The 20,963-nt window shown below is 69.8% G+C and carries 20 protein-coding genes and 1 pseudogene; 10 read left to right on the top strand and 11 right to left on the bottom strand.

The features are described 5' to 3' along the window. The first annotated feature begins 46 nt into the window (after window positions 1–46). Entirely contained in the window at window positions 47–1,033 is a 987-nt protein-coding gene (locus BFN33_RS12145; protein ID WP_069759960.1) for an aldo/keto reductase, read from the top strand. Window positions 1,034–1,089: 56 nt separating this feature from the next. On the opposite strand, the gene BFN33_RS12140 is transcribed toward BFN33_RS12145, so the two are convergent. Further along, window positions 1,090–2,025: a helix-turn-helix domain-containing protein gene (locus tag BFN33_RS12140; protein ID WP_069759959.1), complete on the bottom strand. Its 936-nt coding sequence runs from the start codon at window positions 2,023–2,025 to the stop codon at window positions 1,090–1,092. A 129-nt stretch (window positions 2,026–2,154) separates the two neighbouring features. Between BFN33_RS12140 and BFN33_RS12135 the strand changes: the two genes are divergently transcribed. Continuing rightward, the gene (locus BFN33_RS12135) at window positions 2,155–3,186 is read left to right on the top strand and encodes a trans-acting enoyl reductase family protein (protein ID WP_176742370.1); all 1,032 of its coding nucleotides are present in this window, start codon (window positions 2,155–2,157) and stop codon (window positions 3,184–3,186) included. 16 nt (window positions 3,187–3,202) lie between these two features. Here BFN33_RS12135 and BFN33_RS12130 read toward each other — a convergent pair whose 3' ends face one another. Beyond that, window positions 3,203–3,898: an NADPH-dependent F420 reductase gene (locus BFN33_RS12130; protein WP_256122746.1), complete on the bottom strand. Its 696-nt coding sequence runs from the start codon at window positions 3,896–3,898 to the stop codon at window positions 3,203–3,205. Next, entirely contained in the window at window positions 3,895–4,707 is an 813-nt protein-coding gene (locus BFN33_RS12125) for an inositol monophosphatase (RefSeq protein ID WP_069759957.1), read from the bottom strand. The genes BFN33_RS12130 and BFN33_RS12125 overlap by 4 nt, the downstream gene beginning before the upstream one ends. Window positions 4,708–4,822: 115 nt before the next feature. Here BFN33_RS12125 and BFN33_RS12120 point away from each other — a divergent pair, with 115 nt between their 5' ends. Further along, a complete protein-coding gene (locus tag BFN33_RS12120) occupies window positions 4,823–5,737 on the top strand; it encodes a LysR family transcriptional regulator (protein ID WP_069759956.1) in 915 nt (304 codons plus the stop codon). A 108-nt stretch (window positions 5,738–5,845) separates the two neighbouring features. On the opposite strand, the gene BFN33_RS49675 is transcribed toward BFN33_RS12120, so the two are convergent. The 3 genes from BFN33_RS49675 to BFN33_RS12110 all read right to left on the bottom strand — a co-directional run bounded on the left by BFN33_RS49675 (window position 5,846) and on the right by BFN33_RS12110 (window position 7,963). Further along, window positions 5,846–6,241, bottom strand: a complete 396-nt coding sequence (locus BFN33_RS49675; RefSeq protein WP_079140777.1) for a GNAT family N-acetyltransferase — start codon at window positions 6,239–6,241, stop codon at window positions 5,846–5,848. 161 nt (window positions 6,242–6,402) lie between these two features. Then, a complete protein-coding gene (locus BFN33_RS12115; protein WP_069759955.1) occupies window positions 6,403–7,008 on the bottom strand; it encodes a dihydrofolate reductase family protein in 606 nt (201 codons plus the stop codon). A 106-nt stretch (window positions 7,009–7,114) separates the two neighbouring features. Then, window positions 7,115–7,963, bottom strand: coding sequence for a class I SAM-dependent methyltransferase (locus tag BFN33_RS12110; RefSeq protein WP_088245313.1), 849 nt, complete (start codon window positions 7,961–7,963; stop codon window positions 7,115–7,117). 225 nt (window positions 7,964–8,188) lie between these two features. Between BFN33_RS12110 and BFN33_RS12105 the strand changes: the two genes are divergently transcribed. From BFN33_RS12105 to BFN33_RS12090, 4 genes are all read left to right on the top strand, one after another. Then, window positions 8,189–9,187, top strand: a complete 999-nt coding sequence (locus tag BFN33_RS12105) for an RNA polymerase subunit sigma-70 (protein ID WP_069759953.1) — start codon at window positions 8,189–8,191, stop codon at window positions 9,185–9,187. Between the two features lie 103 nt (window positions 9,188–9,290). Next, complete coding sequence (locus BFN33_RS12100; RefSeq protein WP_069759952.1) at window positions 9,291–10,655, top strand: glutamate decarboxylase; 1,365 nt, start codon at window positions 9,291–9,293, stop codon at window positions 10,653–10,655. A 349-nt stretch (window positions 10,656–11,004) separates the two neighbouring features. Beyond that, window positions 11,005–11,589, top strand: a complete 585-nt coding sequence (locus tag BFN33_RS12095; RefSeq protein WP_069759951.1) for a dihydrofolate reductase family protein — start codon at window positions 11,005–11,007, stop codon at window positions 11,587–11,589. Continuing rightward, a complete protein-coding gene (locus BFN33_RS12090; protein ID WP_069759950.1) occupies window positions 11,586–11,999 on the top strand; it encodes a VOC family protein in 414 nt (137 codons plus the stop codon). Before BFN33_RS12095 ends, BFN33_RS12090 begins: the two co-directional genes overlap by 4 nt. Window positions 12,000–12,074: 75 nt before the next feature. On the opposite strand, the gene BFN33_RS12085 is transcribed toward BFN33_RS12090, so the two are convergent. The 5 genes from BFN33_RS12085 to BFN33_RS12065 all read right to left on the bottom strand — a co-directional run bounded on the left by BFN33_RS12085 (window position 12,075) and on the right by BFN33_RS12065 (window position 16,734). Continuing rightward, complete coding sequence (locus BFN33_RS12085) at window positions 12,075–12,719, bottom strand: GAP family protein (protein ID WP_069759949.1); 645 nt, start codon at window positions 12,717–12,719, stop codon at window positions 12,075–12,077. A gap of 228 nt (window positions 12,720–12,947) precedes the next feature. Beyond that, entirely contained in the window at window positions 12,948–13,340 is a 393-nt protein-coding gene (locus tag BFN33_RS12080) for a VOC family protein (RefSeq protein WP_069759948.1), read from the bottom strand. Between the two features lie 226 nt (window positions 13,341–13,566). Further along, a complete protein-coding gene (locus BFN33_RS12075) occupies window positions 13,567–14,604 on the bottom strand; it encodes an SPFH domain-containing protein (RefSeq protein WP_069759947.1) in 1,038 nt (345 codons plus the stop codon). 4 nt (window positions 14,605–14,608) lie between these two features. Further along, on the bottom strand, window positions 14,609–15,040 hold the full coding sequence (locus tag BFN33_RS12070) for an NfeD family protein (protein ID WP_069759946.1): 432 nt from the start codon (window positions 15,038–15,040) through the stop codon (window positions 14,609–14,611). Window positions 15,041–15,225: 185 nt separating this feature from the next. Further along, window positions 15,226–16,734, bottom strand: a complete 1,509-nt coding sequence (locus BFN33_RS12065) for a SulP family inorganic anion transporter (RefSeq protein ID WP_069759945.1) — start codon at window positions 16,732–16,734, stop codon at window positions 15,226–15,228. A gap of 359 nt (window positions 16,735–17,093) precedes the next feature. Here BFN33_RS12065 and BFN33_RS12060 point away from each other — a divergent pair, with 359 nt between their 5' ends. The 3 genes and pseudogenes from BFN33_RS12060 to BFN33_RS54240 all read left to right on the top strand — a co-directional run bounded on the left by BFN33_RS12060 (window position 17,094) and on the right by BFN33_RS54240 (window position 20,856). Beyond that, entirely contained in the window at window positions 17,094–17,498 is a 405-nt protein-coding gene (locus BFN33_RS12060; RefSeq protein WP_069759944.1) for a MerR family transcriptional regulator, read from the top strand. 199 nt (window positions 17,499–17,697) lie between these two features. Next, window positions 17,698–20,544 (top strand): AAA family ATPase, encoded by a 2,847-nt coding sequence (locus BFN33_RS12055; protein ID WP_176742369.1) that lies wholly within the window; start codon window positions 17,698–17,700, stop codon window positions 20,542–20,544. 4 nt (window positions 20,545–20,548) lie between these two features. Next, window positions 20,549–20,856: pseudogene (locus tag BFN33_RS54240) on the top strand (winged helix-turn-helix transcriptional regulator). Window positions 20,857–20,963 lie beyond the last annotated feature (107 nt).

The following is a 20,963-nucleotide window of genomic DNA, read 5'->3' as shown; positions in this document are numbered from 1 at the left end:
CGGGGCGGTGGACACCGACCGGTATCGGCATCGACAAGGAGGAAGAATGCACACGCGAACGCTCGGGCGAGACCTCCGGGTATCCGCCGTCGGCCTCGGTGCCATGGGTATGTCCCAGAGCTACGGCCCGAACCCCGGTGACCGGAACGACATGATCGCCGTGCTCCGTGGGGCCGTCGAACGCGGGGTCACGTTCTTCGACACCGCTGAGGTGTACGGCCCCTACGTCAACGAGCAGCTCGTCGGCGAGGCCCTGGCTCCGGTCCGTGACCAAGTGGTGATCGCCACGAAGTTCGGATTCCGCATCGAGAACGGTGCCTCCGTCGGACTCGACAGCCGGCCAGAGCAGATCCGTGCCGTCGCCACCGCCTCCCTCGAACGGCTCGGGGTGGAGAGGATCGACCTGTTCTACCAGCACCGCGTAGACCCGGAGGTGCCGATCGAAGACGTCGCCGGCACCGTGGGCGAGCTCGTGCGGGAGGGCAAGGTCCGCTCCTTCGGGCTCTCGGAGGCCGGCGCGGAGACCATCCGCCGCGCCCACTCGGTCCACCCGGTGACGGCAGTGCAGAGCGAGTACTCGCTGTGGACCCGGGATCCGGAGCCGCAGGTCCTGCCGACGTGCGCGGCGCTCGGGATCGGGTTCGTGCCCTTCAGCCCGCTCGGCAAGGGGTTCCTGACCGGGGCGGTGGACGCGTCGACGTCCTTCGCGGACAACGACGTCCGCACGACGATTCCACGGTTCACGGCCGAGAACCGGGCGGCGAACCAGGCTCTCGTCGAGCACATCTCAGCGCTCGCGCAGACCAAGGACGCCACACCGGGACAGGTCGCGCTCGCCTGGCTGCTCGCACGGCACCCGTCGATCGTCCCGATTCCCGGAACCCGGCGCATCACGCGTATCGAGGAGAACATCGGCGCCACCCAACTGCCGCTTTCCGCCGACGAACTGGCGGACCTCAACGAACTGGCCGGTCGGGTCGGGGTGCGGGGAGACCGCTACAACGAGCACCACATGTCACTGGTCGAGAAATGACTCCACAGGCTGACTCCGTCAGTCCATCGTTGTGGACCACCACTCACACCTCCTGATCAGGGACGGAAGGTGCGGCGGTAGGTGTCGGGCGGGACGCCGACGCTGCGGTGGAAGTGGCGGCGCAAGGTGGTTGCGGTGCCCATGCCGGTGGCCGCCGCGATGGTGTCCACCGTGGCGTCGGTGGTCTCCAGCAGTTCCTGGGCATGGCGAATGCGCTGGGTGTGGAGCCACTGCAGCGGCGTGGTGCCGGTGAGGTGCTTGAAATGACGGCCGAGGTGGCGTGAGCTCATGCGGGCCTGGCGGGCCAGGTCCTCCACGGTCAGCGGCTGGTCCAGCCGCTCCAGCACCCAGGGGAAGAGCTCGCCCAGGGGGTGGTTGCCTTCGGCCGGGAGGGGGGTGGCGATGAACTGGGCCTGGCCGCCGTCCCGGTGGGGCGGGATGACCAGGCGTCGGGCGATCTTGTTGGCGTTGGCCGATCCGTGGTCGAGGCGGACCAGGTGCAGGCACAGGTCCATGGCGGCGGCTTTCCCCGCGGAGGTGAGGACGTCGCCGTTGTCGACGTAGAGGACGTCCGGATCGACGGTGGTCGCCGGGTGGCGCCGGGCCAGTTCCCGCGTGTGGGCCCAGTGCGTGGTGGCGCGCCTGCCGTCGAGCAGTCCTGCCGCGCCCAGGACGAAGGCGCCCGTGCACAGTGAGGCCACGCGGGCACCGGCCGCGTGGGCGGCACGCACCGCATCGACCAGCTCGACGGGCGGGTCGCGGTCGGTGTCGGCCCAGCCGGGGACGATCACTGTGTCCGCGTGCGCGAGGTGGTCGAGTCCGTGGTCGGGTTCCAGGCGGAAGCGGCCGATGTGCACCGGACCGCTCCCGCAGAGGGAGAAGTCGTACCAGGGGTCCACGACATGGGTGAGGTCGGCTCCGAAGACCTCGAGGGCCACGGACAGTTCGTAGTGGAGCATGCCGTCGGTGACGGCCAGCGCGACAGCGGGCATGTCCGAAACTGTACGCGGCATGTCGTTTCCGACACTCTCGGGGAGTGCTGCCGGAGGGACAGGATGTGGGTGTCAGGCCGCAGCGGATGGACCTCGCAGCGGGCGTTCGAGTACACGGGGAGCAGTCTCATGGGGTCAGGTCAGCTGGTGACGGTGTTCGGCGCATACGGTCACACCGGGCGGTTCGTGGTCGCGGAACTGGCCGCGCGTGGGTTCGTCCCGGTGCTGTCCGGGCGCAACGCTCAGCCGCTGGAGGAGCTGGCCCACGAGTACGGCCTTGAGGCCCGGGTGGCGTCGGCCGACGACCCGGCGTCGCTGGACCGGGCCCTGGCGGGAACGGCGGCGGTCATCAACTGCGCCGGCCCCTTCGCGTCGACCGTCGGCCCCGTGATCGAGGCAGCGCTCCGCGCGAAGATCCCCTACCTGGACGTGGCCGCCGAACTCGAGGCCAACCTCGACACCTTCGCCTACTACCGCGAACGGGCCCGGGAGGCGGGAGCGGTCATCGTCCCGGCCATGGCCTTCTTCGGCGGCCTCGGCGACCTGCTGGCCACCGCGGCGATGGGCGACTGGACCGAGGCCGACGAGGCACACATCGCCTACGCGCTCAGCAACTGGCACCCCACCGCCGGTACCCGCCTCTCGGGCGCCGTGTCCCGCGAGCGACGCGGCGCCCACCGTCTGCGCTACAGCGGCGGACAGTGGGAACACCGCACCGACGCCGCGCCCCTCCTGGAATGGACCTTCCCGGAACCGATGGGACGCCGGCCGGTGATCGGGGAGTTCACGATGGCGGACGTCGTGACCGTCCCCCAGCACCTCTCCATCCCCGACGTGACCACCTACATGACCGCCGAGGCGGCCCGGGACGTCACCGCCCCCCACACACCGGCCCCGACCGCCACCGACGAGAGCGGGCGCTCGGACCAGACCTTCCTCGTCGACGTCGTCGTCCGCCTCGGCGGAGCCGAACGCCGGGCCACGGCCGGCGGCCAGGACATCTACGCCGTCACCGCGCCCCTTGTCACGGAGGCCCTCGAGCGCGTCCTGACCGGCCGTACCAAGACCGTCGGCGTCGCCTCCGCCGGCGAGATCTTCGACGCTCCCGACTTCCTGCACGCGCTCGCCCCGCACATCACACTCGACCTGGTTTCGGTCTGAACCCTGTTTTCATGTGTCACCGGGCGAGGGAGACGGCGAAGGGCTTGAAACCGTGTCGGCGCAGAATGTGGGGCACGACCAGGATCATGGCCTCGGTGGCGCGGGCCGTGGTGATGTCGCCGAGGTCCTCGATCCGTTCGGGCCGCCAGCCCAGGTCGCCGAGCAGGCCGGTGACGGTCCTCTTCGCGTGTTCGTCGTCGCCCGAGAGATAGGCGGTCGGTGGGGTGGCCAGGGCTTCGGGAGCGGTCATGACCGTGAAGAGCATGGTGTTGAGGGTCTTGACCACATGAGTGTCGGGGAGCGCGGCCTGAAGCTTCTCGGCGAGGCTGCTGCCGGGATAGCACAATTCACCGGGCAGGCCGTCACCGTCGTCGCGGGTGGCGTTGGAGACGTCGATGAGGATCTTGCCGACGAGGTCGGCACGCAGGTCGGTGAAGCGGGCCAGGGAGCTGTCGCCGGGCGTCGCGTTGATCACGATGTCCGCGGTGCGGGCAGTGGTGCGCTGGTCGGCGAAGGCGATCCGCGCGGCGAGCCCGGCGGTGCGGGCGGCGGTGTCTTCGGGACTCCGGCCACCGAGGGTGACATGGTGTCCGGCTGCGGAGAGCTTGCCGGCGAGGTTGGTGCCGACGCGGCCGGCGCCCAGGATGCCGATGCTGGTCATGTGGTGACGCTCCTTGCGGTATCGAGGTGAGGAGAAGGGACTTCCGGTCAGGCGGTCGACGAGAGGACCTTGAGGGCGGCGCCGTGGATGCCGGGGGCGGCGGCCAGGAAGTCGCGGCTGCCGGTGTTCCAGGTTTCGCCCGCCAGGTCGGTGACGGTGCCTCCGGCCTCGGAGACCAGCAGGGCGCCGGCGACGAGGCCGGAGCGGACGTCGGAGAACTGCCAGAACGCGTCCATGCGTCCGGCGGCGACGTGGATGAGCTGCATCGTGGCGGGAACGGACACCCGTACGACCAGGCCGTTGACGAGCATCGCGGTGACTGAGTCCCCGATCCGCCGGAAGGTGCGCTCGTCCTCGCCGGGCTTGGCCTGGCCGGTGCCGATGAGCGCCGCGCCCAGGTCGGTCTTGGCGGACACCTTCAGGGGCCGGTCGTTGAGGCGGGCACCGCCGCCGGCGACCGCGGTGTAGGTGTCGCCGGTCAGCGGCAGGTGGACGACGGTGAGTACCGGCTGGTTGTCCCGGACCAGGGTGGCGGTGACGGCCCAGTCGTCCATGCCGTGGACGTGGTTGATGTTGCCCTCGGCGGGGTCGACGACCCACCACTCCCCGGGCGGGAGCGCGCCGCCGGCCAGCTCGTCCTCGGCCCACTGCGATCCCGGCCGGGCCCGCAGCAGCGGCTCCCGCAGCACCTCCAGCACCGCGTCGTCGTTGGCGTAAATCTCGCCCACGACCTCGTCCAGGCTCACGCCCCGGGCGTACGAGGTGTGGCGGTCGCGCAGCGTGACGCCGGCGGTCTTCACGGCGGCTGTCACGTCGGACAGCAGCGTCGTACCGGCGTCAAAAGGCATGGCTGTGCTCATGACTGGCTCCCTGGTTTCGGTCGAAGCGGGGCAGTTGTCTCGCCCCCGCACTTCGAAGGTAGGCCGCCCAGTCATTAACAACAAGTGCATGCTTGTCACTTGTAGAGTTACTCTCATGCAACTGGATCTGAACCTGCTCACGGCCCTTGATGCCCTGCTGGAAGAGGGCAGCGTCGCCGGCGCGGCAGCTCGTCTTCATGTCACCGCCCCGGCGATGAGCCGTTCCCTGGGCCGCATCCGCAAGGCCACCGGTGACCAGATCCTGGTCCGCACCGGCCGCAGCATGGTCCCCACCACCCGCGCGCTGGCCATGCGCGCCGAGGTCCACGCCCTCGTGCAGCAGGCCCACCACCTGCTGTCGGCGCAGCAGGAACTCGACCTGGCGGCTCTGGACCGGGTGTTCACCGTGCGCTGGCACGACGCCCTGACCGCCGCATGCGGCACAGCCCTGACCACGGCCGTCCACCATCAGGCCCCAGGTGTACGGCTGCGCCTGTCCGCCGAACCAGGGTCGGACGACGCCGAGTTGCGCCGGGGTGAGGTCGACCTCGAATCAAGCTCCGGCGTGCCGACGCTCCCCGACATCCGCCACCGCCTCGTCGGCACGGACCGGCTGGTCATCGCCGCCCGACCGGGCCACCCGCTCACCGCGGGCCCGCTGACCCTCGAGCGTTACGCAGCCGCCGAACACCTCACCGTTTCGCGGCGCGGAAGCCTGCGCGACCCGATCGATGACGCCCTGACCACACACGGCCTCGAACGACGCGTCGTCGCCGTCGGGCCCACGGCCGCCTTCGCACTTCAACTCGCCCTCGCCACCGACCTGATCGTCACCCTCCCCGACGCGGTCACCCGCACGGCCCGGGAACAACTCGGCCTGGCCACACTGCCGCCACCACTCCCGCTGCCCGACGTACCCCTGTACCTGCTGTGGCACCAGCGCTACGACAACGACCGCGCCCACACCTGGCTACGAGACCTGGCCACCGAAACCGTCCAGGCACTGTTCACACCTCCGACCGCCGCTTAAGACGCCTGCGGCACGGGACGGGTGGCTCGTCGTCGCCGCTTGGCTCCGGGCCGGGAACTCGCTGCGCGATCGCCCGGTGGCTCGGCCGGAGTTCCGGGAGGCCCAAGGTCACAAAGCGATCAGACCTGCCGTCGTCTCTCTGAAGCCACAGGCATCGAAGTAGAACGCTCGCAAGTTCTCCTCGAAGTCGACATGCAGCCACTCACACCCCGCAGCACGGCATCCCTCAGCAGCTGCCTTGACCAGCGCGGCTCCCACCCCGTTCGAACGACGGCGCTGAGCGACGACCGTGTCCAGGACAAACGCATGGACGCCGCCGTCCCAGGCGACGTTGACGAAGCCGACCAAACGGCGATCTTCCCAGGCGCAGACCCAGCCGAGGCTGTGACGATGAAGCCTTGCCCGCCAGTCCGTCTGCCCGACCGGGTGATCGAATCCTTCGGCATGCAGCTGGTTGAGAGCTGAGTTGTCGACGTCGCCCCGCCACTCATATGTGATCGCCATGATCCGAACCTAGTGACCGCCAGAGCGGAGATCAGCAGCCAGGTCATAGGCGCAGATGCGTCCGTCAACGAGCCGCATGTCTTCCTTCCGGTGGCCCTGGCACGCTCCAGCCTGTCGCTCAGTTGTCGGCCCGGCCCCATGCAGCAGCGCTCACGACGGCTCTAGTAGCTGTCGTAACCGGGCTTACCGCTCGGCCGGTACACGCCGAGGACGGTGCCGCCCTTCGTCGTCGAGACGCTGACCGGCTCGAGCGCAGTGGGGATCGCTCCGTCGGCGAAAAGCCGCTTGCCGGTGCCGATGATCACCGGATGGATGGTCAGCCGGTACTCGTCGACGAGGCCGTGTCGCATGAGGGTCTGAGCGAGATCGCCGCTCCCGACGACGTTGATGTCGCCGCCGTCGGACGCCTTCAGCTTGCCTACGGCATCGACGGTGTCGCCCTCCAGCAGCGTGGAGTTCTGCCACTCGACGGACGTCAGGGTCCGAGACGCCACGTACTTGTGCATGCTGTTCATCCGATCGGTGAACGGGTTCTCGGGATCGGCGGTCGGCCAGTACGACGCGAAGATGTCGTACGTCTTGCGACCGAGCAGCATCGCGTCGGAGTGCTCGTACCAACCGGCGATGGCCGTGCCGACCTCGTCGTCGGCCACCGGCTTCTGCCAGCCGCCGTGCTCGAAGCCGCTCTCAGCGTCCTCGTCCGGGCCTCCCGGCGCCTGCATGACGCCGTCCAGTGTCAGGAACGTGCAAACGATGATCTTGCGCATGGTGCGCTCCCTTCGTCGAGGGGTAGACGGCACGACCGCCGGAAACTCATCGCTGGGACCAGGGCCAACGATGTAGCTCGATCGTCCAGGGAATCGGAAGACGGCGCTACCGGCGGACCGCCGAGATCAGTCCGCCCGGCCGCTCCTCACGCTGCGGCGGGGTGTTGATCGGGCGGCCGTAGGCCGCAGCGCGCTCGCGCAGAGTGTGGGCGTCGGCCTCCCAGCCGTGCCCTGCCAGCCAGCCCACCGGGTCGTCGGGCATCTCGGAGACCCACATGGACGCCGCCGATCCCGGCACCGCGTCCGCGGCGAAGCGCTCGATCACGCCGCGCGAGCCCAGCGTCAGCCCCATCCGGCTGCCTGGCGCCGACTGCGCGCTGATCCGGGCAAGCAGCAGCTCCACCGCGTCCTCGGGCAGATAGATCAGTAGTCCTTCGGCGATCCACGCGGTCGGCAAGGCCGGGTCGTGCCCTGCGGCGGCCAGCGCGCCCGGCCAGTCCGCACGCAGATCCGCCGCGACGGTGATCCGCTCGCAGCGTGCGACTGCTCGCTCCTGGCGCAGCACCGAAGCCTTGAAGTCCAGGGGCGCGGCGGTGTCGACCTCGAACAGCCGGGTGCCCTCGGGCCAGTCCATCCGGAAGGCCCGACTGTCCATGCCGGCACCGAGCAGCACTACCTGCCGGACCCCGGACGCGGAGGCCTGCTGCAACAGGTCGTCGAGGAACTTCGTCCTGATGACGATGGAGAACGACACGGCCAGCCGACGGCGTTGCGCGGCCTCGTCATCGGGCGGCGGCGAGTCGGGCCACAGACCGCCGGCGGTGGCGAAAGCCTGTGCCAGGGGATCGCGGAACAGCGCGTTCTCCCGCTCGGTCTCCAGCGCCCGCACCCTGGCAACCCCGACTGCCGTGGCCCACACTCCCGACGGCTGCACCCGCTCCTGCTCATCAGTCACGGCGCCACCCTAGGCGATCGATTCCGAGGGGACGGATCAGGTGCATGATCCGCTGCCGCGGCGAACGCGCCGTCGCCACCCACTAGACCTGGCATCCTGGCCAGGCAGCGTTGCCGCCCCTCCCGGACGACCGCGATGGTGCAGGCCATTCTCGCCAGTGATGAGTTTTCGCGCCCGTACCCGTCACACCTACGACGGGACACGACGAGGCGTAAGGGTGACGTGATGAGTGCGGACACGCGGCTGGAGGAGCTGGACGTGAGCGGGTTGGGTGAGGTCGACGAGCCGGCGTTCTCCGGGCTGGTCGAGCGGCACCGGCGGGAGCTGCACGTGCACTGCTACCGGATGCTCGGGTCGTTCGAGGACGCCGAGGACACCGTGCAGGAAACGTTCCTCCGTGCCTGGCGACGGCGGGAGACCTTCGAGGGGCGGTCGACGTTCCGGGCCTGGCTGTACCGGATCGCGACCAACGCCTGCCTGGACCTGCTCGCCAAGTGCCGCCCGGAGCCGGCGACCGGCGGCGAGGTGCTGTGGCTGCAGCCCTACCCGGACCGGCTGCTCGACGAGGTGCCCGCGGGCGGCGCGGACGAGCCGGAGACCGTCGCCGTCGCCCGGGAGACGATCGAGCTGGCGTACCTGGTCGCGGTCCAGCACCTCGCGCCGCGCCCGCGGGCCGTGCTGATCCTGCGGGACGTGCTCGGCTGGCCGGCCAAGGACGTCGCGGAGTGCCTCGGTGACTCCGTCAACTCCGTGAACAGCGCGCTGCAGCGGGCCCGCGCCGGCATGCGGGAGCATCTGCCCGCCGAGCGACAGGACTGGACCGGCGCAGAGGAGGACCGAGAAACGCGCGAGCTGGTGCGCCGCTTCACCGACGCGAGCGTGGCCAAGGACGTCGACGCTCTCGCTGCCATGCTGCGGGACGACGTCCGCAGCTCGATGCCGCCCACCCCGGGCCTGTACGTCGGTCGCGACACGGTGGTGAACAACTGGGTCGAGGACGGGTTCGCGGACCTGGGGCGCCTGCGCTGTGTCCTCACCTCGGTGAACCGGCAGCCCGCCCTCGCCTTCTACCTCTGGCGGGAGCAGGAGAGCGCGTACCTGCCACTGACGATCGACGTCCTGCGCATCACCGACGGGGCGATCACCGAGATCGTCATCTTCCACGACGACCGGTTCCCGCGGCTCGGGCTGCCGGAGCGCCTGCCGGCCGACCGCATGAAGTAGTCCCGGTGAGATGACGGCACCGCCGTCGCCGTCAGCCGACGCGCGGTGTCCTCCTGGTGTGTCCCTAGCCTTCGGAACGCTCCGGCGCTGTTTGAATCGCTGCATGACCAAGCGCGACGATGCACTACTTTTCGGTAACCGATTCCTGACCGCGCCCGCTCCCTCGGACACCTTCCCCGAGGAAGGCATGGCTGCGTCGGACGCCATGAGGCTCGTGGACGTGGATCTCGCCATGGAGGGTGACCCACAGCGCAACCTCGCCACATTCGTCACCACCTGGATGGAGCCGGAGGCGCAACGGCTGATCGCCGAGAACCTCCACCGCAACTTCATCGACCACGCCGAGTACCCCATCTCCGCCGAGATCGAGCAGCGTTGCGTGCGGATGCTCGCCGACCTCTTCCACGCGCCTGGCCCCACGACCGGATGCCGGACCCAGGGCTCGTCCGAGGCGATCATGCTCGGCGCGCTGTCGCTGAAGTGGAAGTGGCGCGAGCGCCGCCAGGCGGCGAACCTGTCCACCGACCGCCCCAACCTGGTCTTCGGCGGAGACGTCCACGTCGTATGGGAGAAGTTCTGCCGCTACTTCGACGTCGAGCCGCGAATCGTGCCGCTTGCCGAGGGCAAGTACACGATCGGCCCCGAAGACGTGGAGCCCCACCTCGACGAGAACACGATCGGCGTCGTCGCCGTCCTCGGCACCACCTTCACCGGCCACAAGGACGATGTCGTCGGGATCGACAAGCTCCTGCGGGACGTCCGCGAAAAGCGGGACCTCGACATCCCGATCCACGTCGACGGCGCCAGCGGCGCATTCGTGTGGCCCTTCCTCTACCCGGACTCGAAATGGGACTTCCGGCTCGAGCAGGTCCGTTCGATCAACGTCTCGGGACACAAGTACGGCCTCGTCTACCCCGGCATCGGATGGCTGGTCTTCCGCGAGGAGTCCGACCTGGCCAAGGACCTCGTGTTCTACGAGAACTACCTGGGCAAGACCGACGCGACGTTCACGCTGAACTTCTCCACCGGTGCGTCGATGGTGCTCGCGCAGTACTACAACTTCGTGCGGCTCGGTCGCCAGGGCTACACCTACGTCATGAAGATCATGCAGGAGAACTCCCGGGCATTGGCGGACAACCTGCGCAGCAGCGGCCGCTTCGAAGTGATCGGGAGCGACCTCGAGCAACTGCCGCTGGTTGCTTTCCGTCTCGCCGGCCAGCATGCCTACGACGAGTCCGACATCGCCTGGCAGCTCTCGGCCGAGCGGGGCTGGATGGTGCCGGCATACACGCTCCCGCCCAACGCGGAGCGGGTGAAGATCCTGCGCGCCCTGGTCAAGGAGACTCTGAGCCGCGAGCAGATCGACCGGCTGAGCCAGGACATCGCCGACGCGTGTCGCACGCTGGACGACAAGGGCGCGGCCCACGGGATCGAACGGGCCCAGGTCAAGCGCGGCACCGGCTACTGACGCACGGCGACGGGGCAGGACTTTCGGACGACCGGCCATCGGCGACCCGTCCGGCTCCAGCGCCGGCGTTCTGGACTTCCGCACCCCACCTCGCCCACCTCGTCTGTGCCGGAGCCTGCTTCGAGCGCGGCCGCGTCATCGAACACCCCGCGTGCCAGGCAGCTTGAACGACCTCCTCTCATCCCCAGATCTGCACTGCGACTCCCCGCGCCGGCCCCAGGCAACAGGGCCGGCGCGTCAGGCCGATGAGTTCGCCGGTTGCCTGAGGTCTTCCTCGTGACATGCGCGCCCCGTCGGCAGACCAGGAAGCGGTGGGTCCCGGTGTCATCGAGGAGAGATGGAGGCAGGGATGCACAATCCGATTCGGCTGTACATGTCCATGTCGCTCGACGGCTATATCGCCGGGCCGGACGATCGGCCAGGTCAGGAGCTCGGACGAAACGGCGGGCGGCTGTTCAACTGGCTCGACGACCGGAAGTCCGACGGTCCCAGCGGACAGATCTACCGCGAGGCTCTGGCGACCGGCGCGGTGATTTCCGGTCGCCGGACCTTCGAACTCGCGGGGCGCTGGCAGGGCGACCATCACGACGGCGTGCCGATCTTCGTCCTCACCCACCATGTTGACGACGGGGACGTGCCACCCGGCCACGCGCGATTCGTCACCGACGTCGAGGACTGCGCCCGCCAGGCTCGCGCCGCCGCAGGGGACCGGCCGGTCATGGTCCATGGGGCCGGTGCGGCCCAAGCCCTTCTCCGAGCCGGGCAGATGGACGAGATGGAGATCCACCTGGTGCAGGTCCTCCTCGGGGACGGCCGACGGCTCTTCGACCACCTCGGTGGTGAGCACATCGAACTCGACCTCGTTCGACGGCTCGAGGACCGAGACGTCACGCACCTCCGCTACCGGGTGCGCCGACCCGGGGAGGCCGGGTGAAGACGCTCTTCGTCGCCTACCGCGTCACCGATCTGGACCGCTCGCTGGGTTTCTACACCGCCTTGGGCTACGTCGAGTTGGGCAGGGTCGAGACCGGCGAGGGGGGTCGCCTCGTGATCCTCAGGTTCCCCGGCGAACCGGCGGCCTCGCTCGAACTGGTCCACCGTCCCGCGGACGGACGTGTCGACGTGGGCAGCGGAGTCGACCACCTCGCGATCCAGGTGGACACGCTGGCAGTCACCCTGAAAACGCTGGCCGAAGCCGGCCTGGAGCCGGGGCCCGTCCAGTATCCGGGCGGCCCCGACGGTCCGAAGACGTCGTGGCTCATCGACCCGGACGGCTACCGGATCGAGCTGGTGGAGTGGCCGTTCGGACATCCCGACGGCATCACCGAAGCCGATTTCTCCTGAGGTGGTCACAGTGAGCGGGGTGGGGGCTACGGCCCACCGCACCGCGATGGAACCTGGTGACTCGGGCCGTACTTGTCAGGCGACCAGCTCGGCGATGCTCCGGGCTGTCAGCCACAGTCCGAGCAGCAGGGCGAACATGACGACCAGCCGCTCCTGATGCTGCGCGAGCCACTCCCGCAGGGCGCTCAACCGGGCGTTCGCGACGGCGGGCGCCCAGACCACGTACATCTCCATGGCGATAAGGCTGAGGGTGGCCAGCAGGCAGTAGCCGGCCAGCGCGAGCCAGTCGGCCAGCGTGGAGAGGTTCGCGTCGACGGCGGTCGCGGCTCCGGCGCCGACCAGTGCCCAGGGCTGCAGCAGCCATGCCAGGCCGGCTGCCGTGGCCGGGGAGGCGTTGTCGACCCGGGCTGTCCAGCGGGGCGGACCGTGCGGGCGGGGCGGCCGGAAGTGCCGGTGTACGCCGTACAGCACCAGTGCCAGGCCGATGGCGAGTTTCGCATAGCCGGCGGCGGTCGAGGGCGCGCTGTGACGGGCCGGAGGCTGACCGCCGGTCAGCAACACCACGCAAGCGATCACCGCGATCATGTTGGCCAGCCACGACAACAAGAACGCCAGGCCCTGGCGAACACCGTGCCGTGAGGAGAGCAGCAGCATGAAGGCGCTGTTGTGCAAAGGCCCCAGGGTGACGGCCGTAGCGATCACAACCAGGTCGAGGACCATCGGATCAGCCGCTCCTGGGTATCAGGGCCGTGTGCCACCTGTGGACGGACGGACCGGTCGGCAGCTTGAGGCAGTGCCGCTGCGGTGCCGCTTCCCGACTGTGCAGGCGGAGGTCCGGCTGGTCAAGCAGGCCACGCCCGCATGGCGGCACCCAAGGCCGAGCACTTCTGCGTCGGCATCGCCGCAGCCGGCATCGGCTAGCGCGGGCTCACCGCCTGACCCGGCCTTTCAGGCGTTCGGGCCGGTGTGTACGAAGAGGCAGAACGGGTGGCCCGCCGGGTCGAACAGCACGCGTACATCGTCCTGGGGCTGGAAGTCCGTCACCGTCGCTCCGAGGGCAAGAGCTTGCTCGACGGCTGCTGACAGATCGTTCACCTCGATGTCCAGATGCATCATCATCTGCTGTTCGGACCGTACGGAAGGCCACCGCGGGCGGGTGAAAAGTGGCTCTGTCTGGAACGACAGCCCTGGACCGCCATCGGGCGGACCGATCTCCACCCAGGCGGGTTCCAGCTTCCGCACCGACCATCCGAGCAGACCCTGATAGAACTGCGCCAACTCGTGGGCGTCCGGTGCGTCAAGTGTCGTCGCGGCCAGCGTGAAACGCGGTTGCGGCTTCATCCCCTACTGCTGCCCCGTTTCGCTGCTGCAAGGCCGGCGGAACGTTCCCGACCGGAGCGGCCGACTTCTATTCGGAGGAGCGGCCCGTGCACCCGGTGACTTGGACGGACGGCTTCTGGATGGATGCCCATCCGGTCGCCGTCGCCGAGCTCCCGGAGGCTCGTGAAGGCCACCGGCTACAGCACAAGGGCCCTCAGGCCCGTCGGCCGGTGATCGTCACCCACCGTCAGCGAGGCCGGGTGGACGGCAGGCCATCAGGAATGGCGCGGTCGGCCTCGGCCGCGTCGGCGAGGGCCGCGGCGGCGGCTTCCGCAGCCTGCGCCGCGTCGTCAGCGGCCCGCTCAGCGCTGTCGTCCGAGGGTTTCTCGCGGGTGGCCGGGGACTGGGGCAGCACCTCGGTGAAGGCGCGGGACACGCCCTGGAGCGCGGAGGTGATCTCGCTGGGAATCACCCAGAAGTTGTTCCCCGAGCCCTGCGCCAGTTGGGGCAGGGTCTGCAGGTACTGGTAGGCCAGGAGTTTGGGGTCGGGGTCGTTGCGATGCACGGCCTGGAAGACCTCGTCGATGGCCCGGGACTGACCCTCGGCCTGGAGGATCGCAGCGGTACGGTTACCCTCCGCGCGCAGGACGGCCGCCTGCTTGTCGCCTTCGGCGGTGAGGATCTGCGATTGGCGCTGTCCCTCGGCCCCGAGAATCGCGGCCCGCTTGTCCCGCTCGGCCCGCATCTGCTTCTGCATCGCGTCCTTGATGGACTGCGGCGGATCGATGGCCTTGATCTCCACCCGGTTGACCCTCAGACCCCACTTGCCGGTGGCCTCGTCCAGTACGCCGCGGAGCTGGCTGTTGATGGTGTCCCGTGAGGTGAGCGTCTTTTCCAGGTCCATGGATCCCACGACATTGCGCAGGGTGGTCACGGTGAGCTGTTCGACCGCCTGAAGGAAATTCGCGATCTCGTAGAAAGCCGCTCGCGGGTCGGTGACCTGGAAGTACAGGACGGTGTCGATCTCGACGACCAGGTTGTCCTCGGTGATGACCGGTTGCGGCTTGAAGGAGACGACCTGTTCCCGCAGATCGATCACCGGATGAACCCGGTCGATGTACGGAATGACCAGGCTGAGGCCGGGACTCAGGGTCCGGTGGTAGCGCCCGAGTCGCTCGACATTACGAGCACGCGCCTGGGGCACGATACGGACCGCCCGTACCACGGTGAAAACCGCGATCAGCGCGAAGATCAGACCGGCAATGAGGAACGCCGTGGTTTCCATGGTTTCAGTCCCGGGGGTAGACGAGCGCGGTGGCGCCGCTGATCTCCATGACGTCGACGGTCTTTCCCGGCGGAATCACCAGCGTCTCGTCGTAGGCGCGGGCCGTCCATTCCTCACCGTCGATACGGACCCTGCCGCCGAGGCCCGTCACCTCCGAGAGGACATAGGCAGGCTTGCCGATCAGAGCGTCGATGCCGAATCGCTCCACCTGCGGCCGGAGCACGTGGCGCAGCGCGATAGGACGCACGAACACCACGGTGCCCGTGGCGACGAGGGCGAACACCAGGAACTGGAAGGGCAGAGGCAGCCCGACCGCGGCGGATCCCGCCGTGACCAGGGCGGACACACTCAGCATTCCGAGCGCAGCGGTAAGGGTGACGATCTCCGCCAGCGCCAATACGGCTGCGACGACCAACCAGATCAGCCATGGATCCATTGGGTGCCTCTTCTCACCGGTGCGGGTGCAGGTGCGGAAGAGCCTTACTCCCACCATTGGACCCCGACATCGGACAGCGGCGATACCCCTGGGGAAGGCAAACCCGACCGATCCGGTGGCCCTGAGACTCGGGTGATCAAGGGAGTCGGCGGCTGATCCGGGGCGCAGTTCGGTTCGGGTGCCGATCAGTGGTGGCCGGTGAGTTCGCCGCTGAGCGTGTCGTGAATGCGGGCGCTGGGCTCGTTCAGTCCGGTGATCCTGACGGTTTTGCCGCGCTGTGCGTACTTGGTCTCGATGGCGTCGAGGGCCGCGACGGAGGAGGCGTCCCAGATGTGGGCGGCGGACAGGTCGACGACGACCTCGTCGGGGTCGCCGGCGTAGTCGAACCGGCCGACGAGGTCGTTGGAGGAGGCGAAGAACAGCTCACCGGTCACCCGGTAGATCACGGACGAGCCGTCGGGCTCGGTCACGGCGGTGGCCTCGGCCAGATGGGCGACCCGCTTGGCGAAGACGACCATCGCGGTGATCGAGCCCACGACGACACCGATGGCGAGGTTGTGGGTGGCGACCACACACGCGACGGTGATCAGCATGACCGTGATCTCCCCGGCCGGCATCCGCTTCAGGGTCTTCGGCGCGATGGAGTGCCAGTCGAAGGTGCCCACCGACACCATGACCATCACGGCGACGAGCACGGCCATCGGAATGTCCGAGACGACCGGCCCGAACATGACGCACAGCACCATCAGGAACGCACCGGCCAGAAACGTCGACAGCCGCGTCCTGGCGCCCGACACCCGTACGTTGATCATCGTCTGCCCGATCATGGCGCAGCCGCCCATGCCACCGAAGAAGCCGGTGACGATGTTGGCGATGCCCTGGCCGACGGACTCGCGGGTCTTGGAGGAGGGGGTGTCGGTGATGTCGTCCACGAGCTTGGCGGTCATCAGGGACTCCATCAGACCGACCAGCGCCATGGCGAGCGCGTAGGGCGCGATGGTGGTGAGGGTGTCCAGGGTGAAGGGCACGTCCGGCAGCCCGGGCACGGGGAGCGAGGAGGGCAGCTCGCCCTTGTCCCCGACGGTCGGCACCGCGATCCCGGCGGCCACCGTGATGACCGTGAGGATCACGATCGACACCAGCGGGGCCGGGATCACCCTGGTGACCTTCGGGAAGAGCACCATCAGCGCCAGACCGGCCGCGATCAGCGGATAGACCGGCCACGGTACGTCGGTCATCTCCGGCACCTGCGCCATGAAGATGAGGATCGCGAGGGAGTTGACGAAGCCGACCATCACGCTGCGCGGCACGAACCGCATCAGCTTCGCCACCCCGAGGGCGCCGAGGACGATCTGGAAGACGCCGGCCAGGATGACGGCGGCGACGAGGTAGCCGAAGCCGTGCTCGCGGTTGAGCGGGGCGATGACCAGGGCGACCGCGCCGGTGGCGGCGGAGATCATGGCCGGTCGGCCGCCGACGATCGCGATGGTCACGGCCATGGTGAACGAGGCGAACAGGCCGATGGCCGGGTCGACCCCGGCGATGACCGAGAACGAGATCGCCTCGGGGATCAGGGCGAGGGCGACCACGAGCCCGGCCAGCACTTCGGTGCGCAGCACCTTCGGATCGGACAGCCAGGCAGGACGCCGGGAGCCACGCAGCCACGTGGCCAGGGACAGTGCGGAGGAGGACAAGACGAGAGGAACCTGTCGTGCTCGGGCACACCCGGCATCACGGCGGGCGTACGGGAAGGAGTGGGAGGCGGGGCGGCCGGCCACGGGGTCCGCGAGCGGCGGACCGAAGTCAGGGGGCGGCAGCGAAGCGATCCGCCACGGGATGGTGCGCTGTGCGGGGGTGACGGGTCACGGCGGGCAGGCGGCGGCGCCGGGCATCATGGGCACACGCACGCTCTCTCCTGCAGGTATCGGTCTTCGCCGGAGGCATCATCGGCCCCGACACCGGTGACCTGGCACCGAGGCAACTCTACCCTAACGTTAGGGTAGAGATCGGCGGCCGTGCGCGGCCCTGGCGAGAGATGAGGAAGGCACCCGGCGTGAGCAGCGAGCGCATGCAGATCGGCGAGGTCGCCACCCGGACCGAGCTGTCGCTGCGCACCATCCGCCACTACGAGGACACCGGCCTCGTCATCCCCTCCGCCCGGTCCCAAGGCGGCTTCCGCCTCTACACCGAGTCCGACGTCGCCCGCCTGATGGTCATCCGCCGTATGAAGCCTCTCGGGTTCACCCTGGACGAGATGCGCGCCCTGCTGGAGGCCACCGACCGCCTCGACACGGGCGCGGAACTGCCGCCCGAGGAGCACGAGGAACTGCTGGACCGGATCCGCGGCTTCGAACAGGCCGCCCAGCAGCGGGTCGAGGATCTGCGCACCCAGCTGACGCGTGCGGAGGAATTCGCGGCCACGCTGGGCGAGCGCCTCGCGCGGCCTCCCGCCCCCTGACGCGGTAGCGGGCCGCGACCATCCGGTTGATCGCGATGACCGTACGTCTGCCGGTTCGCAGCACGGCGACGAGGCAGGATCTGGCGTGGTCGGGCGCCTCGCGTCGGTGCGGTGTGAGATCGCGGACACGAACCCGCAGGTTGTCAGTGGCGTACGACAGGATGTGCGGGGGCACCAACTGCCGTGGGGGGCATGAGGCATGACGACGCAACGGACACCGCTGGTCGGCAGAGACGCTGAACTCGCGCGCGTGGAGCGGCTGCTGGCGGAGCTGGTCGGAGACGTGCCCGGGCGCCCGGCGGTGCTGGACATCAGTGGTGAGGCGGGCATCGGCAAGAGCCGGCTGGTCCATGAACTGTGCCTGGGCGCGACGCGACGCGGGGCGACGGTGCTGCGCGGCCGGGCGACGGAGTACGAACACCACATCCCCTTCCAGCCGTTCACCGACGCCTTCTGCGACCTCGACCCGCAGGCCGTGGAGTCCTTCCCTGCGGCCGCCGAGGTCGCCCCGGTGCTCAGCGGCGCTCCCCGTCGCACGGACCGCTTCCACCTGCACCGGGCCACCGCCGACCTGTTGACGCACGCCGCGGGGTCCGCGCTGGTCGTGGTCCTGGACGACATGCACTGGGCGGACGCCGCGTCCCTGGAACTCCTCGACCATCTCGTACGCCACCCCGTGCGCGCCCGTGTCCTGCTGGTCCTGGCCCGCCGCGACCGGCAGAGCCCCGCATCCCTGACCGCGACCCTCACCCGTGGCACGGACACCGGCACCGTGCGGCGGACGGTCCTGGGCCCGCTCGACGAGCGGGAGGGCATCGAGCTGCTCGCCCCCCACCTGGCCAGCGACGAGGCCGTTCGGCTCTTCACGGCGAGCGGGGGCAACCCGCTGTACCTGTTGACCCTGCTCCAGGCGCACCGCGAGGGCGCGTCGGTGAGCCGGCTGTCCACGACCGGTCTCGGGGCGCTGCTGCTCGACGAGCTCGCCCCGCTCACGCCGTCGCAGGGCCGACTCGTCCAAGTGGTGGCGGCGCTGGGCGACCACGCCACGCCCGCGCTGCTCGGCCCGGTGACCGGCCACGAGCCGGGACAACTGGCCGAGGACCTCGCCGTACTGACCCGGCGCGACCTGCTGCGCACCGGCGCGCACGGGCGGATCGCGCTGCGCCACCCCGTGCTGCGCAGCCTCGTCCGCGACGGCACCGACCCCTGGCTGCGCACGCAGACCCACCGGCTCGTCGGCGCCGAACTCGCCCGGACCGGAGCCCCGCTGGCCGAACAGGCGCACCACGCCGAGCAGTCACTGTCCGGCTGGGATCCGCGGGCGGCGGCCGTGCTGGACGAGGCAGCCGCGCAGGCCGCGCACACAGCGCCCGCAAGCAGCGCGCACTGGCTGGAGGTGGTGCTGCGGCACCTTCCGCACACGCCGGAACACGCCAGCAGACGGCGCGAGTTGATGCTGCGGCGGGCCCGGGCGCTGGGCGTCGGCGGTCGGCTCCGGGAGAGCCGCGACCTGCTGCACCAGGTGATCGCCCTGCCCGACCCGGCAGACGGGACGGGGTCGCGGGCGTCCGCTGTCGTGCTGTGCGCCGTCATGGAGCGCCATCTGGGCCGGTACGCGGAGGCGTCCGCCCTGCTGCACCGCGAACTGCACCGCACCGATCCCGCTCCCTCGCTCGCCGACCAGGTGGCGCTGGGCTTGGAGTTGGGCGCATCAGCCCCGCACGACACCTCGTACCCGGCGGTGCGCTCCGAGGTGGCACGCACCCTGGAGGTGGCCCGTCGCCTCGGAGACGAGACGGGGGTGGCGGGTGCGCTGAGCGTCGCGGCACTGGGAGAGGCGTACGAGGGGGAGACGGCCGCGGCGGAGGACTTCGCTCGCCGGGCGGCAGCCCTCGTGGACTCGTTGCCGGACGGCGATCTGACCGACCTGTGCGAGCCGCTGGTCCGGCTGGCCTGGGCGGAGGCGTTCCTGGAGCGCTTCGTCGACGCCGAGCGGCACGCCGATCGCGGGCTGGCCATAGCCCGTCGTACCGGCCAGCTCTACCTCCTGCCCCACCTGTTGCTGTGCAAGACCCACGTACGCATCCAGACCTGCCGGCTCGCGTCGGCGGTGGAGCTGTCCGAGGAGGCCGAGGACATAGCCCGCGGCATCGGCAGCGACGAGCTGCTCGCCTTCGTCCTGGCGACCAGGGCCCACGCCCTGGTGGACGCCTGCCCGCCCGGCGATCCGCGGCCACTGGCCACCGCCGAGGAAGCCGTGGCCGCGGCAGGCGGAGGCGTCAACTGGTGGGCGTCCATCGCCTGGTGCGTGCTCGGTTACGCGGCGCTCGCGGCCGGAGACCCGGCCCGCGCCCGGGAGGCGGTACTGCGTGCCGGCGGTCCCGGCCTGCGGCAGATGCAGCCCTCCATGCGCCCGTTGTTCCTTGAGGTCCTGGTGACCGCCACCGTCGCCATGGGTGACCTGGACGCGGCGACCGACTGGGCCGAGCGGGCCCACGCGGAGGCCGAGAGACTCGATCTGCCCGTGCAGCGTGCCTCGGCCATGCGCAGCGCCGCGCAGCTACGCCTCGGTCTCGGTGACGACGGGGCCGCGGGGGACCTTTTCGAGGCGGCGGCCGAGGAGAGCGCACGCAGCGGAGCGGTGTTCTGGGAGGCGTTCTCCCTGCTCTTCGGCGCCCCTCTGCTGGCGGCGGATCCGCGCGGTGCGCGGCGCGGGCAGGCGGCCTGGCACCGCGGGCGGCGGCTCGCCGCTGCCGGTGGCTGCGGAATACTGACTGTGCTTGCCGAGGCCGTCGGTCCGGCGGTGGCCGCCGCCGACGACGGACCGCTGCGCCTGCTCGCCCAACTGACCGTCCGGGAAAGGGAGATCGCCGACCTCGTCGCCGACGGCCTCACCAGCCCCGCGATCGCCGAACGACTCTGCCTGAGCCGCCGCACGGTCGAGACCCACATCTCCCGCGTCTACCGCAAGACGGGCGTCTCCTCGCGCGCGGCCCTGGCAGGCCTGATAGCGGGGCTCACACCGAGGCCTTCCTTCGGCGGGTGAGCTCCTGCGCGGTTCAAGGTGTGGTCCCGTAGACGCGGACCTGAGGCGCGCGGACCCTCTCGCACAAGAGATCTTCTCGGACGTCGCCGACAAGCGGGCGTTCCTGATCATCGAAGCTCTCGGAGAGCGCACCCTGCGCTGCAGCGAGTTGCGCAACGAGGTCGAGGGTGTCAGCCACAAGGTGCTCACCCAGGTCGAGTACACCCTCACCGAGCCGGGCCGAGCCTGCGAGCCACGGTCGACGGCATGCGCGGATGGCCCCACCAGTTCCGCGGTCACATCGAGGCCGTCCGCCGCCGCTTCGACGTCTGACAGGTGCACAGGCACGCGCATGAGCCGGCCGGTCGGGCGGTGGCCGGGGCGCCCGGCGTCGCACCGCGCCTCGCGTCGACCGTGCAGGCAGTGGATCACCCCGGCAG

Source organism: Streptomyces sp. LUP47B (assembly GCF_001746295.1).
GTDB lineage: Bacteria > Actinomycetota > Actinomycetes > Streptomycetales > Streptomycetaceae > Streptomyces.
Note: the sequence above shows the minus strand (reverse complement) of the source record. Positions and strands in the feature narration are given on the sequence as shown.

Bases quoted from the DNA above. Each gene is read 5' to 3' on its own strand.
- BFN33_RS12145 (WP_069759960.1), top strand. From the start codon at position 47: ATGCACACGCGAACGCTCGGGCGAGACCTCCGGGTATCCGCCGTCGGC.
- BFN33_RS12140 (WP_069759959.1), bottom strand. From the start codon at position 2,025: ATGCCCGCTGTCGCGCTGGCCGTCACCGACGGCATGCTCCACTACGAA.
- BFN33_RS12135 (WP_176742370.1), top strand. From the start codon at position 2,155: ATGGGGTCAGGTCAGCTGGTGACGGTGTTCGGCGCATACGGTCACACC.
- BFN33_RS12125 (WP_069759957.1), bottom strand. From the start codon at position 4,707: ATGAGCACAGCCATGCCTTTTGACGCCGGTACGACGCTGCTGTCCGAC.
- BFN33_RS12120 (WP_069759956.1), top strand. From the start codon at position 4,823: ATGCAACTGGATCTGAACCTGCTCACGGCCCTTGATGCCCTGCTGGAA.
- BFN33_RS49675 (WP_079140777.1), bottom strand. From the start codon at position 6,241: ATGGCGATCACATATGAGTGGCGGGGCGACGTCGACAACTCAGCTCTC.
- BFN33_RS12115 (WP_069759955.1), bottom strand. From the start codon at position 7,008: ATGCGCAAGATCATCGTTTGCACGTTCCTGACACTGGACGGCGTCATG.
- BFN33_RS12105 (WP_069759953.1), top strand. From the start codon at position 8,189: ATGAGTGCGGACACGCGGCTGGAGGAGCTGGACGTGAGCGGGTTGGGT.
- BFN33_RS12100 (WP_069759952.1), top strand. From the start codon at position 9,291: ATGACCAAGCGCGACGATGCACTACTTTTCGGTAACCGATTCCTGACC.
- BFN33_RS12095 (WP_069759951.1), top strand. From the start codon at position 11,005: ATGCACAATCCGATTCGGCTGTACATGTCCATGTCGCTCGACGGCTAT.
- BFN33_RS12085 (WP_069759949.1), bottom strand. From the start codon at position 12,719: ATGGTCCTCGACCTGGTTGTGATCGCTACGGCCGTCACCCTGGGGCCT.
- BFN33_RS12080 (WP_069759948.1), bottom strand. From the start codon at position 13,340: ATGAAGCCGCAACCGCGTTTCACGCTGGCCGCGACGACACTTGACGCA.
- BFN33_RS12075 (WP_069759947.1), bottom strand. From the start codon at position 14,604: ATGGAAACCACGGCGTTCCTCATTGCCGGTCTGATCTTCGCGCTGATC.
- BFN33_RS12070 (WP_069759946.1), bottom strand. From the start codon at position 15,040: ATGGATCCATGGCTGATCTGGTTGGTCGTCGCAGCCGTATTGGCGCTG.
- BFN33_RS12055 (WP_176742369.1), top strand. From the start codon at position 17,698: ATGACGACGCAACGGACACCGCTGGTCGGCAGAGACGCTGAACTCGCG.